The sequence below is a fragment of the Pseudomonas sp. FSL W5-0203 genome, from assembly GCF_001896155.1.
Classification (GTDB): domain Bacteria; phylum Pseudomonadota; class Gammaproteobacteria; order Pseudomonadales; family Pseudomonadaceae; genus Aquipseudomonas; species Aquipseudomonas paracarnis.
In genome coordinates, this window is record NZ_MPOR01000006.1 from 105,758 (window position 1) to 120,740 (window position 14,983).

General features: G+C 54.1%; 14 protein-coding genes and 2 pseudogenes. 11 read left to right on the forward strand and 5 right to left on the reverse strand.

Annotated elements, in window-relative coordinates:
• Position 1: 1 nt before the first annotated feature.
• Positions 2-316: a hypothetical protein gene (locus tag BOP96_RS08225; protein WP_003191504.1), complete on the forward strand. Its 315-nt coding sequence runs from the start codon at positions 2-4 to the stop codon at positions 314-316.
• Between the two features lie 73 nt (positions 317-389).
• Here BOP96_RS08225 and BOP96_RS30425 read toward each other — a convergent pair.
• A pseudogene (locus BOP96_RS30425) lies at positions 390-554 on the reverse strand (IS4 family transposase); the annotation flags it as partial.
• A 335-nt stretch (positions 555-889) separates the two neighbouring features.
• Here BOP96_RS30425 and BOP96_RS08235 point away from each other — a divergent pair.
• The 8 genes and pseudogenes from BOP96_RS08235 to BOP96_RS08265 all read left to right on the forward strand — a co-directional run bounded on the left by BOP96_RS08235 (position 890) and on the right by BOP96_RS08265 (position 4,135).
• Positions 890-1,468: a hypothetical protein gene (locus tag BOP96_RS08235; RefSeq protein ID WP_073452409.1), complete on the forward strand. Its 579-nt coding sequence runs from the start codon at positions 890-892 to the stop codon at positions 1,466-1,468.
• Between the two features lie 146 nt (positions 1,469-1,614).
• On the forward strand, positions 1,615-1,983 hold the full coding sequence (locus BOP96_RS08240) for a hypothetical protein (protein ID WP_060767741.1): 369 nt from the start codon (positions 1,615-1,617) through the stop codon (positions 1,981-1,983).
• A gap of 90 nt (positions 1,984-2,073) precedes the next feature.
• Positions 2,074-2,303, forward strand: a pseudogene (locus BOP96_RS30830) (hypothetical protein); the annotation flags it as partial.
• On the forward strand, positions 2,300-2,689 hold the full coding sequence (locus tag BOP96_RS29500) for a contact-dependent growth inhibition system immunity protein (RefSeq protein WP_073452411.1): 390 nt from the start codon (positions 2,300-2,302) through the stop codon (positions 2,687-2,689). The pseudogene BOP96_RS30830 and the gene BOP96_RS29500, both read left to right, overlap by 4 nt.
• Before the next feature lie 56 nt (positions 2,690-2,745).
• Positions 2,746-3,129: a hypothetical protein gene (locus BOP96_RS29505; RefSeq protein ID WP_138726210.1), complete on the forward strand. Its 384-nt coding sequence runs from the start codon at positions 2,746-2,748 to the stop codon at positions 3,127-3,129.
• Between the two features lie 177 nt (positions 3,130-3,306).
• A complete protein-coding gene (locus BOP96_RS08255) occupies positions 3,307-3,630 on the forward strand; it encodes a hypothetical protein (RefSeq protein WP_073452413.1) in 324 nt (107 codons plus the stop codon).
• A 174-nt stretch (positions 3,631-3,804) separates the two neighbouring features.
• Positions 3,805-3,936, forward strand: coding sequence for a toxin C-terminal domain-containing protein (locus tag BOP96_RS08260; protein WP_073452415.1), 132 nt, complete (start codon positions 3,805-3,807; stop codon positions 3,934-3,936).
• A 1-nt stretch (position 3,937) separates the two neighbouring features.
• Entirely contained in the window at positions 3,938-4,135 is a 198-nt protein-coding gene (locus tag BOP96_RS08265; protein WP_032872340.1) for a hypothetical protein, read from the forward strand.
• Positions 4,136-4,446: 311 nt separating this feature from the next.
• Here BOP96_RS08265 and BOP96_RS08270 read toward each other — a convergent pair whose 3' ends face one another.
• The 4 genes from BOP96_RS08270 to BOP96_RS08285 are packed head-to-tail and all read right to left on the reverse strand — an operon-like array spanning position 4,447 to position 9,060.
• On the reverse strand, positions 4,447-4,782 hold the full coding sequence (locus tag BOP96_RS08270) for an isochorismate lyase (RefSeq protein ID WP_014718554.1): 336 nt from the start codon (positions 4,780-4,782) through the stop codon (positions 4,447-4,449).
• A gap of 14 nt (positions 4,783-4,796) precedes the next feature.
• Positions 4,797-6,011, reverse strand: coding sequence for a histidine decarboxylase (locus BOP96_RS08275; RefSeq protein ID WP_014718553.1), 1,215 nt, complete (start codon positions 6,009-6,011; stop codon positions 4,797-4,799).
• Positions 6,012-6,050: 39 nt separating this feature from the next.
• The gene (locus BOP96_RS08280) at positions 6,051-7,886 is read right to left on the reverse strand and encodes a (2,3-dihydroxybenzoyl)adenylate synthase (protein ID WP_060767564.1); all 1,836 of its coding nucleotides are present in this window, start codon (positions 7,884-7,886) and stop codon (positions 6,051-6,053) included.
• 28 nt (positions 7,887-7,914) lie between these two features.
• Positions 7,915-9,060: an isochorismate synthase gene (locus BOP96_RS08285; protein ID WP_138726211.1), complete on the reverse strand. Its 1,146-nt coding sequence runs from the start codon at positions 9,058-9,060 to the stop codon at positions 7,915-7,917.
• Between the two features lie 141 nt (positions 9,061-9,201).
• Here BOP96_RS08285 and BOP96_RS08290 point away from each other — a divergent pair, with 141 nt between their 5' ends.
• Positions 9,202-13,563, forward strand: a complete 4,362-nt coding sequence (locus tag BOP96_RS08290) for an amino acid adenylation domain-containing protein (RefSeq protein ID WP_073452419.1) — start codon at positions 9,202-9,204, stop codon at positions 13,561-13,563.
• A gap of 92 nt (positions 13,564-13,655) precedes the next feature.
• Entirely contained in the window at positions 13,656-14,975 is a 1,320-nt protein-coding gene (gene basC, locus BOP96_RS08295; protein ID WP_014718549.1) for a putative histamine N-monooxygenase, read from the forward strand.
• The last annotated feature ends 8 nt before the right edge of the window (positions 14,976-14,983 follow it).

Here is a 14,983-nt window from a genome sequence, read left to right on the forward strand (position 1 = left end):
TATGTATTACTTAATGATGTGGGATACAGGTTTAGCAGCCGTCGGCCGAGATGGCTGTCTTGATCGTATCGAGATTCCTTTGGATGTCGCGAGTTTTTTCTTTCGACTGGATGTCGAGCAATTTCCAATGCTTTCCAGCTTGAGTTTTGACGATTATGACCTATTTTTCGGGGCGCAGATTAGTGCGCTTGCTGATGAATTGGTTGCTGTGGCGAACATCAATCCTACGATTTCAGAATTGGTTAAAAAGATGCTAGGTTTATTATTTAAGGCGCAAAGCTTAAGTAAAGCTGTTTTGTTTGACCCGTTTAAGTGAGGGTGTATAAAAAAGTGTGATAAAAGGGGAGCGGCGAAAAAAAGGCGATAAAGGGGGCGGATTTGAATGGCGCTTACTTAACCTTCTTCGGATGTCCATTTCTCCTGACCTCGGCCCTTGCCGCTGAACGCGTTTGCATCAGCATCGGGTAAGGCTTGGGCCTTCGTTTTATGGCGCGAGGCTCAATCCGTCCCGGCAGGTTTCCGACGCGTTTCCTCGCGATCAACCTGAGTAAATTCGGTACCCCACCGCTTTGTTCATCGGCACCGTACTGCCGCATCGCAAGGCATAACTGAAGGCTATGCTTGGAGAAAAGGGGACAGATTTATTTTTGAAGTTTGGGTTTTGTGAAGGTCTTGAACAGTAGCGGATGAGTCTCTGTAAAATAAATCTGTCCCCTTTTTCGTTGAGACTCTGGATGCGCTCCCTGCGGACGTTATAAGCGCATTGAATGATTTTTCGGAAAAGGCGGCAATTTACGATAAGAAAATCAAGGGCTGCATGGATGATGGCAGTTGCCGTGCCACACCTCCCACCCAGCCGAAGACTGGCTGAGGGTACGAGCTGCCGGCCGTGCTCATTGATGACTTACCGCGTAACGGGGGTGAAGCAGCGCTCGATGGCATCGTTGATATAGTCAAACTTTCCCAGAAGCTGCCCGCAGAGCAGTTTCAGGCTGCGATGCTTAGCGTGCAGGCCATGATGGGGCCGATGAAGCTGGTAGTGAGTGTTGTCGCAAATGCAGCAGCTGAAGCGGTAGCGGGGGATCAGTACAGAGAGTTCAAAGAATCTAAAGCTATCGAGCTCGCTGCAAAGCTGACAGATCGTACTGTTGAAACTATGAAGGGGTTTCATGAGGAGGCTAAAGTCGACCCTGATAACCTTTTGCATGGAAATGAGTATGTTGTAGCGACTGAGTTTTTGATGGATGCTGTGCTTGGGGAGGTTAAGTCCTTAGGCGTGAAGGCGGGGAGCACGGTTTTTGCTAATGGTGCAAAAGGCATTAATAAGATTTTTGAACCCGGTCGAACGCCAAAAGCTAGCGAGTTGAAGCAATATGCGGAAGCTCAAGGTTGGAAGCCTGTACAGACTGGTGGTGGCACTCTCAAATATCTTGACGCGAATGGCATTCCTCGTGTGACAATCAAATAAGGCAGTTCGCGGGCGCCAGGAAGTGCTGATCCACATGTTGAGTTTAAAAGCGCGACAGGTCAAAGAACAGACGCCTTTGGTAATCCGGTAACAAGAAAAAGTCCGGATAATCACACGTCAATTGACTTTGATTTGTGAGGATAAATATGAACTATTATGAAATTCCCTCGCTTTCAAATATCTATCTCGAAGATAGCTATGTTTTATCTGTTCGTGAGGGGGAGGACTCTCTAATCTTTGAGTTAGAAGCAGTTCTTACTGAAAGTCATCCAAAATATAAAAAGCCACAAGAAGGAGAGAAACATTGCTATAGAAAGATTTTTTTGCGCTTTCTAAATGTAGATTCTTTCGAATGGCTTGATAGGAGGTTTATGGCATATGCAGATGCTTCGGGCGAGTTCGATTATGGGAATATAGACAGTTTTGTTGGTTGTGATGATGGCTATGAACTGACCGGAGACTGGGGGCGAGTAGCTATCAAGGGGCAAGCTGTAGATATAATTGTCGAAGATTAGTTGGTGCAAAAGGGGCTGGAGACACTCTGGCTACGCTGAGTCAAGGCCAAAAAGAGTTGTCGGAAAAATTGACAATATTCTCATAATTTCAAGGATAGTGATATTACGGGTACCTTAAAGGATATGGCGGGTAATCCTGTTCCGAAGCCTGGCGGTGGTTATTGGGATCACCTAAAAGAGATGAACGACACTCTTCGAGGTTTACGGAACCATGCGGACACCTTGAAGGGGTGAATGAACCGTCAGCGCAAGCTGCACGTCAGCGAGCGGTCGATACTATCAATCGTATTGAGTCAGCTTTAAATGGTGCCGGGATATGACGTTTCGTGAATTGGAAAGACTTACTCAAATCAGTTGGTTACCAGAAGACAGTCCATCGTCTTTGAGCGAATGGTATCTTTTGGTATGCGATACTCCACTAGATCACTTAAGTGTAGGAGATGTATGCCGCGCAATTAGGCAAAATCTTTTTATTAATGAGCTATTACCCTTTGCTGTGATATTACTACATGATGATGTGTTGGCAGGAGAGAGATACGACGGCGAGCTGCTTGCAGCTCTCGCAAGTGTGAGTGCAGAGTGTTGGCAGAAAAATACAAGTGCGGCGCAAAAGGCCGTTTGCGCTTTGGCCGAAGTGAAGAATTTAAGCCAAGATCCCGAACTGTTAAAGGATGCTTCGACTTTGTTGAGAGCGCTTGGCGTTTAAATAGTTTGTAAGTTGGTGCAAAAGGAGTGTCGGGGTCCGCTCTGACGAGGGACGAATTGATTTCGGGATTGCATGTAGGCACTAAAATCACCCCAGGAAGTGTTGTTGATATCCGTAGGTTGCCAGATGGCCGAACAGTCTGGCTGGAAAAGGGTACTGATGCTGCCGGATTGCAACACATCTACAAACGACACGAAGCCGACTTTGTCAACAAAGGCATCTCACGTGATGACATTCCAAATGTTGTAATGAGTGTTCTTGAACGTGGGAAATTGTCGGAACCAATGGTTCGGCTAATGTTTATCGCATCACGCACAATGGTGTTGAGCAAAACTTCGCAGTTGGGGTTAGCTCAAACGGCTTCGTGGTTCGAGGCAAAGGGAAAAAAGGGGACAGATTTATTTATAGGTTTGACTAGTTCTTTTAGATATAAAGAATGAGTCTCTAGAAAAATAAATCTGTTCCCTGTTTTCGGCGGCAGATTGAAAGAACGGATTACACGAATCACGGGTATGGGGACAAAGGAAAGCCTGCGGAATATCATTCCGATCCGCACACGCATACTTACGAGTATGGTCCTGGATATGGTCCCAAGGGCAAGGAAACGAGGGTGAAAAATGATTAATGCTCCAGAATTGAATGAGCTGCTTGTTGCTAATAATTGTTTGCATGCAATTAGCATTCAATTGAATATGGATGAGGTGACATATGATTTATTTTTATCAATTTCGACATCTGAAAAGATTGGGGCTGAGATCGTGCGTATCAGATTCATTGATGTCAGCGAGTTTGCGTCCCGTGATTTTGGCGGGGGTCTTACTCAGCTGATGCACATGAGTGTGAATAAGCTGGATTCTGGTTTTGACAAAATGCGCTATGAATTTAGCGAGCTTGAGGATAAAAAATTGTCATTTTATTTCGCATCATTTTCGGTTGATTAAATGGGGGGCGTCCTGAATAAGGTTTATAAAAAAGTGGACTATAAAAAAGGGGACGGATTTATTTATAGGTTTGACGCGTCTTTTTAGATATAACGAATGAGTCTGTGGAAAATAAATCTGTCCCCTTCCGATTAAACAGTTCATGATGGGCAGGCTGTTTTCAAACAGGGGAATTTGTATATCACTAGGGACCTTGACGGACATAACGGAGGAGCATGGAAAGCAGCTAAATCGGTTAAAGCGCTTGGCTCGAAAGATACGAGACTGGGTACTTTTGACGTGAATATGAAACGTATTGGTGATTGAAATGAAAAAAACTGAGATGCCGGATTGGATTACACGTGGGAAGACCATTTCTGAATTAATTGAAGAATTACGCTCATTTGAGGATCAAACTCTTATGGTTGAGATTTCAGTTGACGGTGGCGTAAGTAAAAAGCCAATCAGCTTGGTTGGGAAGGAAGATGGTGTCTGTGTTTTATTTAATTGCGAGTCGGATTTTTAACGCGGGCTATGGTAGTGCCGGGGGGCGTAGAGCAGAATAGATGGGGCTACGGTGACTCTACCCGACACTGCGGCCAATCGAATTACGGGCAAGGTCAAATGCAAAGAATTCGATATCAGCATTATGGCGAAACAAAAAGGGGACAGATTTGAATGGCACTTAATTAACAGCTAACAGGCTGATCTGATTACAAAAAAATGAAGAAAAGGCCGCCCTTGGTCTACGGTGATAGTTGTGAACACACACCACTCGAACAAGGACAGCCCGCGTGAATCGCAGACCTCAAGTCGTCAGGCATCCACCCGCCATCGTCATGACTTGGCCTGCGCCGAGTACGTTGGTTGTCGGGTGGCCCGCCAATGCAGGATTTGCTGTTGAATATTCCAGTGAATAATCTGCTCGTAGAGCTTCTCGACGAAAGCGACATCAAGTTCGGCTTCTACCGCCCATAGTCGCCGCTCCTCAAGCATGGCCGCGACGCGTTCAGGTGCTGGAATGTCCTGTTCGTTGGCTTTGAACTGCGCCGCAGCCTTTACGTAACGCAGGCGTTTTTGTAGCGAGTCAAGGATCTGGCGGTCAAAAAAGTCGATGCCCGCTCGAATGTCATTGAGGTTCTCGCAGGCTTGTGGCGGTTTTAGCGGCAGCATGAGGCTGGTCTCTTTCAATAATGGGTACGCAAGTTGAATGACGCCGCGGGCAATCGCTCGACGACCGTTTGTTCAGTGAATGCTCGCTTGGATCGAAGGGTATTCAGTTGAGCTTCGGCAACCACTTCGTCGATCAAGGCGTCGATCATGCTGCAGTCGTGATGATGAGGTGTGGTGATCAGGTGTGCCGAATTACCGGAGGTGGCCAGGCAGTATTTCGTCGCAATTCTTTCTGATGGGCAAGGGAACACGACGGTGATGGAGTTTTCGTTGCGCCAGGCATCAATGCCCGAGGCCTGGAAGCGGTCGACGGCGTACTGTGCCGTGTCCAGGCTGTGTTTGATTCGATGGCGCCATTCAGCCCATGAGTAGCTGCGCAGTGCCGCCCACATCATCAGGGGTGTGTGGCCGTTGCGCGAGCCGCTGATGGTCTTGTCATGGGCGCGGATATAGTCCACTTCCACTGAAATGCGCGCGACGTTGTTGCGTTTGGCCACGACAATTCCGCAAGGAATGGGCGAGCCGATCATCTTGTGGCCGGAGACGCAGATCGAGTCGATGCCGTCGGCAAACGAGAAGGGTTGTGGGTGATCGACGAAGGGCAGGATCATCCCGCTCAAGGCCGCATCAGCGTGCAGGTAGTAGTCGTGGCGGGCAATGCCTGCCTGTTGCAGGCGTTGCTGGATGGTCACGATATTATCCACGGCTCCACGCATCGTGGTGCCGATGTTGGCGAAGATGATGGGGTGACGCTCCTGGTCGGCGGTTATTTTTGCCATCAGGTCGTCGTAGTCGATTTCGCCATTGGGCAGCGATTCGACCGCACGGCATTTGATCCGCAATAATTTGACGATCTTTGCCACGGAGTAGTGGGTGTCTTTCGAGTAGTACAGGGTGCCGTCCGGAAACAGTTCGCGTCCCAGGTAGCAGCCAAACATATTGCCTTCCGTCCCGCCATTGGTGACGTAACCCCAACTGTCTTCAAGGGCAATGTTGAACAGCTCGGCGAAATACGTCATGACGTCTTTTTCAAAGTCGAACGAGTTCAACAGGTAGTTGCTGTACTCGTTCCAGTCCCCGCAGTTGTTAATTGAAAATTGCAAGAAACGGTGCAGCTGGGAGTAATCAAAATCGGCTGATTCGGGATACCCAATGTTGAAATACTGATGTGTTACGCAGTGCTGCCAGAAGCCTTCAAGCTTGCTTTGGTCGGCAGGGGATAAAGTCATGTCTAACTCCTTTTAAAACGACTGGGTGACGCCGCCCGGTCAGGCGGCTATCTGCCTCGCGTCTACCAATGACCACCAGCTGCTGAGCGTGGGCGAATCCGCCAGTTCTTCGAAGCTGACGGCAATGCCACGCTCCTTGAGTTCGGCAGCGAGTCTCATCACTTGCAAGGAGTCGAGGCCATAGAAAATCAGGTTTTCCTCAGGGTCCAGGTCTTCACAGTCCTCGACGAGTTGCCGCACGCGAGTCTGCAACCAGGCGCGGGTGGTTTCCGCTGCCAGAAGCTGACGCAGGTGCTTCTTGTCAATCTTGCCCACGGGTGTCAGCGGCATGGTTTCGATTAACCGGATGCGGTCGGGCAGTTTGTATTCGGCGATGCCGAGTTCCATCAGGTGACGTCTGAGCGCGGGCGGCTTCAGGCTCGGGTTGCGTGAGACGACGAACGCGCAGCTTTTTTCTCCCAGCCTGTCATCGGGCATGGCCACCAAGCCCGCGTGAGTCACATCAGGATGGAGGACGATGAGGTTTTCGATTTCCTCCGAGGCGACTTTTTCACCGCCACGGTTGATCTGGTCCTTGACCCTGCCGACCACGCGCAAATCGCCGCTGGGCATGAGTTGGACGAGGTCGCCGGAGTAGTAGTACCCCTCGTTATCGAACGCCTGGGCATTTTGTTCGGGGCTTTGGTAGTACCCGCAAAAAGTGTAAGGGCCACGTGTGGCGAGCATGCCAGGTTCTCCGTCCGGGACGGGGAGGCCTTGTTCGTCAACGATTTTGATTTCATCGTCGGGGCTGATCGGACGGCCCTGGGTAGTAAAAATCTGTTCGTCGGAGTCATTTAGCCGGGTGTAGTTGATCAGGCCTTCGGCCATCCCGAATACCTGTTGCAGCTTACAACCGAGCACGCCGGGCACCTGGCGTGCCAGCGAGTCGGCAAAACAGGCGCCACCGACCTGGAGGAACTCAAGCGATTGCAGTTGTTCTTTATGCTCCGGCGCTGCCTGCAGCCACAAGGCGACTGCACTTGGCACCAAGGCCACAGTATTGACTTCTTGGCGCTGGATGATCGAAAAACAGGTCAAGGGCTCCGGGCTGGGCGCCATGATGATGCAGCCGCCAGCATGTAGAACACCGAGGGCGCCGGGGGAGCTGAGCAAGAAGTTATGGGCGGCAGGTAGCGCGCATAGAAAGCGCGTGCGTGGGGTAAGTTCGCATACTTGCGCGCTTGCCTTGGCGTTGTAGTAATAGTCGTTGTGAGTGCGGGGGATGAGTTTGGGGGTGCCCGTGCTGCCGCCTGACAGTTGGAACAATGCGACCTCGCCGGGCCCCGAGGGGGAGACGTTCACGTTGCTCTCGCTCGGCGTATTGATCCAGTCGGCGAGGTTGTTTTCGTGACGTTGCTCGCCCAACAGCAAGATGATGTCTGGACTTGAACCCACCTCCTTGAAGTCGGCGATATAGCTGTCGTCACGGAAGACTTCATGTTCGCGGGAGGCAATCAACAACGTTGGCGCGATTTGTTTGGCGTAACTCTTGAGTTCAAGTTTGCGATGGCTGTAGAGCGCGTTGAGGGGTGCGATTCCTGACTTGAGCAGGGCAAAAAGGACAATGTAAAACTCCGCGATATTGGGCAACTGCACCAGTGCAGTGTCACCGTTGCCAAGCCCGCTGGCGGCCAGTCGCGAGGCCAGGTTGGAAGACAATTGGTCCAACTCGGCATAGCTGAAGTGGCGATCGCCGCAAATAATCGCGGGGGCGTCGGGTTGCGACTGGCTGCGTTCCTGAAGGAGGTGGGTGAGCGGTTTGTCGAGCCAATAGCCTTTGTCCCGATAACGCTGTGCGCTTTCCAGAGGCCAGTGGTTAAATTCAATAGTCATAGTATTCACGTGTGAAAAAAAATTCGAGTTAGTGGGCCAATCCGCAGGCGCGCAGCATAGTGCCAAGCTTGGTCTGGACTTCTGCCCATTCGGAGTCGGGGCTTGAGGCTTCAACGATGCCTGCGCCGGCGAACAGGCGGACCTTGTTTCGCCTGACCGTGCCGCAACGAATCGTTACGACCCATTCGCCATTGCCCTGGGCATCGCACCAACCCACCATGCCGGTGAACAGGCCGCGCTCGAAGGGTTCGACGAAGCGAATCAGGCGCCGGGCGCGCTCGGTGGGGAAGCCGCACACAGCCGGTGTGGGGTGCAAGCGGCAGGCAAGCTGCAAGGCCGATACAGCCGGGTCTGCCAGCGTACCTTCGATGCGGGTCGAGAGGTGCCAGAGCGCGGGCGTGCTGATGAGGGAGGGGCGTTGCGGCACATTCAGCTGCGTGCATAGTTTCCCCAGTTGGCTGACGATGTCCTGGGTCACGAACCCGTGTTCGTAGTGATCTTTTTCCGATGTCAGCAACCAGTCTGCATTGCGCCGGTCGGCTTCTGGATCGGCCATGCGCTTGGCTGACCCTGCCAGCGGGTTGGACAGAAATCTCAGGCCTTCCTTGCGGACCAGAAGTTCGGGACTGACACCGATCAGCGTGGTGCCATCAGGCATTGGCACACGGAAGTGGTAGCCGCTCGGGTTCTGGGTTTTCAGGTTGTGCTGCAGGGCACTCACATCCACATCGTTTGCAAATATCAGCTCGCGTTGAACCGAGAGCACAGCCTTGCGTACGTCGCTGTGGCGGAAGTTGACGACGGCGTGTTCCACCGCCCGTTTGAAGGCCTGTTCGTCCGGAATGTTTTTCTGTTCGATCAACTCAGGCAGCGTCGACATACCCGTTTTCGCGTGGATGTCTCGGGTCCGCCATTGCGCGTGTTCGGGAATGTAGAGGCAGGAAGGTTCAGCAGGGTCGAAAGGGATGGCGCCAACGATGATTGGGTTGCTCTGGCCAGCTTCGCGCGCCCGATCAAGCGCTTGCGAAATTGTCTGCTGGAACAGGCTATTGGCGTCATCGCCGCCAATGGCAGGTGTTTCAATTCTCTGCAGCATCCCGGTGACCGCTAACTCGCGATCGCCGGATGTGAACGAAAAACTACGTTGTACCTCTGCGAGTTGCACCTCTTCCATCTCGGTTGTTCTTAGGGTGCCCGTTCTCATTTGGGGGAAGCCTCCGTGGCCTAGGGATAAAAAGAAATCTTGAAATAGAATCATTATCGTTTCTAATATGTGATGCTAATCATTACGATTTGTCAATCACATGAGTGAGCCATGAGAGAGTTAACTTCAATGCAAGCCGCCTGTTGGATCGGGCGGACTGCTCATGCGTTTTTAGGGAAAGTTTCAGCTCATCTGTATGCCGAATTCGATGGCCATTGCATTGAGCTGGAGCGGCTGCGCAAGGCACTTGAGCAGGTATGTCGGGTGCACCCCATGCTGCGAGTCAGGCTGAATGCAGAAGGGCTTCAATCCATTGCTGCGATGGACCAGTCACCGCTATTGGAGGTGGAGGATTTACGTTGGATGAGTGAAGAGGAGGTTGCGCAGCGCCTGCTCTGCAAGCGTGAGGAATGGACTCATCAGCAGCTTGATCTGTGTCAAGGGCCCGCAGCACGGTTTTGTGTGAGCCTGCTGGCCAATGATGCGTTTCGGCTGCATGTCGATACGGACATGATCGCCATTGACCCATCCAGTTTTCGCACGTTGATAGAAGACCTGGCAGAGCTCTATGAACATCCAGAGGCCGCTCTGCCACACACGCCATCGTTCTTCGACTGGTATGACAAAGCGCGCACCGATAGCGCACTTAAAACGGCCCGCGACCGGGACCGTCGCTGGTGGCGCGAGCGTCTGCCTGATATCGCGCCGGCGCCGACGTTACCTTTTCTTGAAACCCCGCCTGACCAGCCGCACAGCGATCGACTCAGCACATGGCTGGGTCCAGAAGAGCGCCAGGCGTTACAGCGTCTCGCCCGCGAACGCAGAATAACGCTGTCTACCTTGATGATGGGGGTGTTTGCAGCGGCCCTCGGCGCCCAAACGGGAGACAAGCGATTTCGCCTCAATGTCCCTACGTTCTGGCGACCTGCGCTGGTGGGCGAGGTTGAGCGGATCGTCGGCGATTTTGCCAACATGCTGATTCTGGATATCGATCTGGAGGCGGCCCGGAGCCTGGCCGAGCTGTGCAGGCAACTGGCAGGCAATATGGTGGATTTGCTCGAGCATTGCGCTTATCCCGGGGTGAACCTGATGCGCGACCTGTCGCGTCATCATGGCGCTGCGCAACTGGCCCCTGTTGTGTTTACCGCCGGGCTGGATCTGTCTGGCGCAGACCTTCTTTCTGAGCGGGTGCGGCGAGTGTTGGGCCCCATGAGCTGGGTGGTTTCCCAAGGGCCTCAGGTTGCGCTAGACGCGCAGGTTGTCTGCGCCGACGGCGGCATCTTGATCAATTGGGATATCCGTCTGGATGCGTTACCACCCGCCTGGGTGTCGGAGTTTTTCGACCGTTTCGTGCTGATGGTGCGCGAGGTGGCCGCTTGCTCCGCTGTTCTGGACCAGCCACTCTCCCAGCCAGCGGTTGTCGCAAAACCACTGACCGCTTTACAGCAGGCTTATTTGCTTGGGCGCAGCGCGCAGATGCCGCTGGGTGGTGTGGCCATGCAAGAGTTTCGCGAGTACCGCGGCGCTATGGATCCGGCACTGCTGCGGAGCCGGCTGGTCGAGATGGTCCAGCGCCACGAAAGCCTGAGAGTACGCATCGACGCGCAGAAACTCGTGCAGTTCGTCAGCGATGAGGTGCAGTTGAACCTGGACGAAGTCGACCTTACGACCTTATCGCCAGAAGAGGCGCTCAACTACGTCGAGGCGCGCCGCGAGGCGTATGCGCATGCGTTGTTCGAGCTGGACCGTTCGCCCTGGAACGTCACGATCTTCAAGCTTCCGGAGGGCCAGTTGAGCGTCTTCGTACGCCTCGACGCCTTGATTCTCGATGGGCGCTCAATCGCCACCCTCATGGTCGAGCTGTTCGACGGCACAACTGGCGAGGAGTCGTTCCCGCAGACGGCATCCGAGCCAGAGGATTTGGACAGTAAGCGCAAGGCAGATTCCGTTTATTGGAAAGCCAAGCTTGCTGCGGTCAGCGGGGCACCGCGGCTGCCGTGGATCACTGCGCTGGATCGGGTGGGCGCTTCACGCTACGAGCGACAGAGCCTGCTGATCCCCAAGCCTACGTTCGGCGCCTATTGCAAGTTGGGCGCGCGGCAGCGGCTGTTTAAAAACACCACGCTAATGGCACTGGTGCTGGAAGTGCTCTCGCACTGGCTCGATGAGGGTGGTTTGTGTGTTGCGGTGCCTGTTGCCCCGCAAACGGTCGGTGCCTTTGCGAATCGCTCAAGCTTTATCGCGATCAATTGGAGCGCCGAGCCAGATGGTTTTGCCGAACGCGCTGCCAAGCTGCAAGTAGATGTGCTGGAAGGGTTGCAGCACCTGAGCTTTTCAGGGGTGGACCTTGCTCGTTTGCTGTTCGAGTCCCATGGTCCCGGCCCGGTGCTTCCGGTGGTGATCACCAACGGGTTTTCCTGGCCAGTCTCGGCGCAGGGCAGCCCGATGAGCCTGCACGGCGGTCTGACCCAGACGCCACAGGTGGCGATGGATATTCGCTTCTCGGCCAATGCCGACGGCGAATTGGTGTTCGATATCGACTATGCACGCGCAGTGCTGGAGCCGGAGCTTGTCAGCGCCGTTTTGAACGCAATCGAAAAAGCGGTCGACCAAGCCACCACAAGCGGGGTTTTGGCCGTTGATGCCAAGGCGATAATCGAAAAAGGCCACTACCGTTTCAATAGTCGGGTCACTGAAGCGTGCCGCGAAGGGTTTCTCGACAGGATCGCGACCAACATCTTTGATCGGAGCAATACCAAAACTGCTCTTATCAGTGGTGATCGGCTAATCAGCTATGCCGAACTCGGCCACAGCGTGTGCTGCATCATCGGGGCATTGAAAGCGCGCGGATTATCACGTGGGCAAGTCGTCGCCATCTGCCTGCCTCGCAGCCCGGAACATACGATGGTGACGTTGGCGTGTGCTCTGACAGGCGTAATCTGGGTTCCCATCGACGTTTCAGCGCCGGCCGAGCGGTTGCGTTACCTGCTGGAAAACTGTCAGCCCGATCTTGTGGTGATTGCCCAGCATGAGTCTGTCGGCTCAGTCACGGCTACACCGGCGGAACTCTTGGCTGTGCAGACCCAGGCGATGCCCGTGCTGGATGACCTGTCGTTAAGCGACGCCCCGGCCTATTACCTTTATACCTCGGGCACCACTGGTAAACCCAAATGCGTGGCTCTGAACAACCGAGCCACCGCCAATGTCGTCGGCAGCACCCTTGAACGTTGGGCTGTCACCGAGCGCGATGTGTTCATGTCCGTGACTCCACTTCACCATGACATGTCGGTGTTTGACGTTTTCGGATGCCTGACGGCAGGGGCAACACTGGTGCTTACCGGGGGGGGCGAGGAAAAGGACGCCGTACGCTGGAACCAGTTGATCGCCCAACATCAGGTGACGTTGTGGTGCTCTGTGCCCGCTATTTTGGAAATGCTCCTTTCATGCCGCACCAGCCATGATTTGAAGAGCCTGCGTTTGATTGCTCAGGGCGGTGATTACATCAAGCCGGCCGTGATCGCCGAGTTGCGTGAACTGCTGCCGTCATCTCGGTTGATTTCCCTGGGGGGGCCGACGGAGACCACCATCTGGAGTATCTGGCATGAAATTACGGACGATGACCGTGCGCTGATTCCTTATGGAAAGCCCTTGCCCGGAAATAGCTACTTCGTCCTAGACCCACGAGGCGAGCATTGCCCGGCGGGCGTAGTTGGCCGACTTCACACCGCCGGCGTCAATCTCGCGCTGGGGTACCTCGAAAACGGCGAGTTGGCTCAAAGCGAGTTCGTGACCGTCACTGATGAACATGGCCAAGCCGTTCGGGCGTTCCGGACCGGTGACTGCGGGCGTTACCGCCGCGACGGTACCTTGATCTTCGACAGTCGGGTAAATGGCTACGTGAAAGTTCGCGGTGTGCGGGTATCGCTTCCGGATATCGAGATAGCGCTGATCAATCATCCGTCGCTCAGGCACGTGTTGGTCGTGGATTACGGCGAGCAGCGCCAAGGCGAGGTCTGCATTGGCGCTTTGTATGTCTGTCAGCAGGGCGGCGAAGAGCCGACCACCACCGAACTCCGCAACTTCGCCCGTCAGCACCTGCCGCACTCCCATGTGCCCACGCGTTTGCTCAGGGTGGACGCGTTGCCGCTGTCGCAGAACGGCAAGCCTGATCGTCAACGGGCCCGCAGCCTGCTTACGGCTTCGGTAAATGACGCAAGTGAGCCCGCTGCGATGAGGCGCTCGACCCCACGCAACAAGGTATTGGATATCTACTTGAGCGTACTGGGGCGACCGCTGGCGGATGGGGCGAATGCCAGCGTGGACTTTATTAGCCTTGGGCTACGGCCCCAGCATTTGAAGGCGATTTCGGCGCGGGTCCAAGAGGATTTCTCGGTGCGCCTTTCGCCAGGGCAGCTCCTGCGCTGTCGCAATGCACAAGACGTTGAACGCCTGCTCATGGCTGAGGGTTCCTGAGCGTGTAACGGATGTTGATATAAGCGCGGTGGCGCGCCTGCGCGCACGTCAACTGCAATAACCAAACAGTTGGGCCTAGGGAGATGGATTGGATGATGGATGTACAAAGTGTTGATATTACCGGCGTTGGCATTGGCCCCTTTAATCTGGGTTTGGCCGCGTTACTGTCCAAGCATCCTGGCGTGACCGGTGTATTCCTTGACCGGAAAGCGGAATTTCGCTGGCATGAAGGGCTTTTGTTACCAGGCACAACGCTTCAGGTTCCGTTTCTGGCCGACCTGGTGACGATGGCGGATCCCACCCATCAGCTCAGTTATCTGAACTACCTGCATCAGCACGATCGCCTGTACCCGTTCTACTATTACGAAAACTTTCAGGTGCCTCGCCGTGAATACGATCACTACTGCCGCTGGGCGTCGCAGCAGCTGCCAGCCTGCCATTTCGGCGAGGAGATCTGTGATGTGACGTATGACGCCAACGCTGGCCAGTTTCTGGTAGAGAGCCAATCAGTGTCAGGCTTCAAGCGCTATTATCACAGTCGGGACCTGGCGATTGGTGTCGGTACGGCGCCTGTATTGCCCCAGTGGGCACAGGTCAAGAGCACCGCGCCGGTGATGCACTCGGCGGAGTTCGGCAAGCGTCAGCAACAGTTGTCGAAATGCCAGCGGGTCACGGTCATTGGCTCCGGCCAAAGTGCGGCCGAATGTGTGTTGGCCTTGTTCAGCGAGTTGACACCCGAGCGGATTGCAGCAGGGGCGTCGATTCGCTGGATCACACGCTCAGCGGGTTTTCATCCCATGGAGTATTCGAAACTGGGGCAGGAGTGTTTTACGCCGTCCTACATGGAGTACTTCCACAGCATTCCGAGGGAGCGACGCCGTGCCATCGTTGCAGGGCAAGGGCTGCTGTACAAAGGCATTAGCTTCTCGACCATCGCTGATATCTACGACCTGATCTATGAACGCTCGATTGGCGGCAGTGATCCGGGCCTGACGTTGCTATCCAATTGCGAGGTGCAGGCCGTGGAAGAGATTGATGGCATGCTGAAAATCGCTTACCGGCACCGTGAATTGAACCAGACCGGCACTCTTGAAGCTGATGCCATTGTGGCGGCGACAGGCTACGGGCATACATGGCCGCAGTGGTTTGAAAGGCTCAAGGGCGTGGTGCTTGAAACCGATGAGTATGGTGACTGTATCGTCCAGGACGATTTCACCGCACGCCGCTGCGATGCAGGCACGGGCCGTGTCTTCGTGCAGAATGCGGAGATCTTCCAGCATGGTGTTGGTTCGCCGGACTTGGGGATTGCGGCGATTCGCAATGCAACGATTATCAACCAGTTGCTTGGCCAGCCTTACTACCGCTTGCCCAAACGGTCATCGTTCCAGCGCTACGGGATGCATGAAGCGTAGAGCCGAGG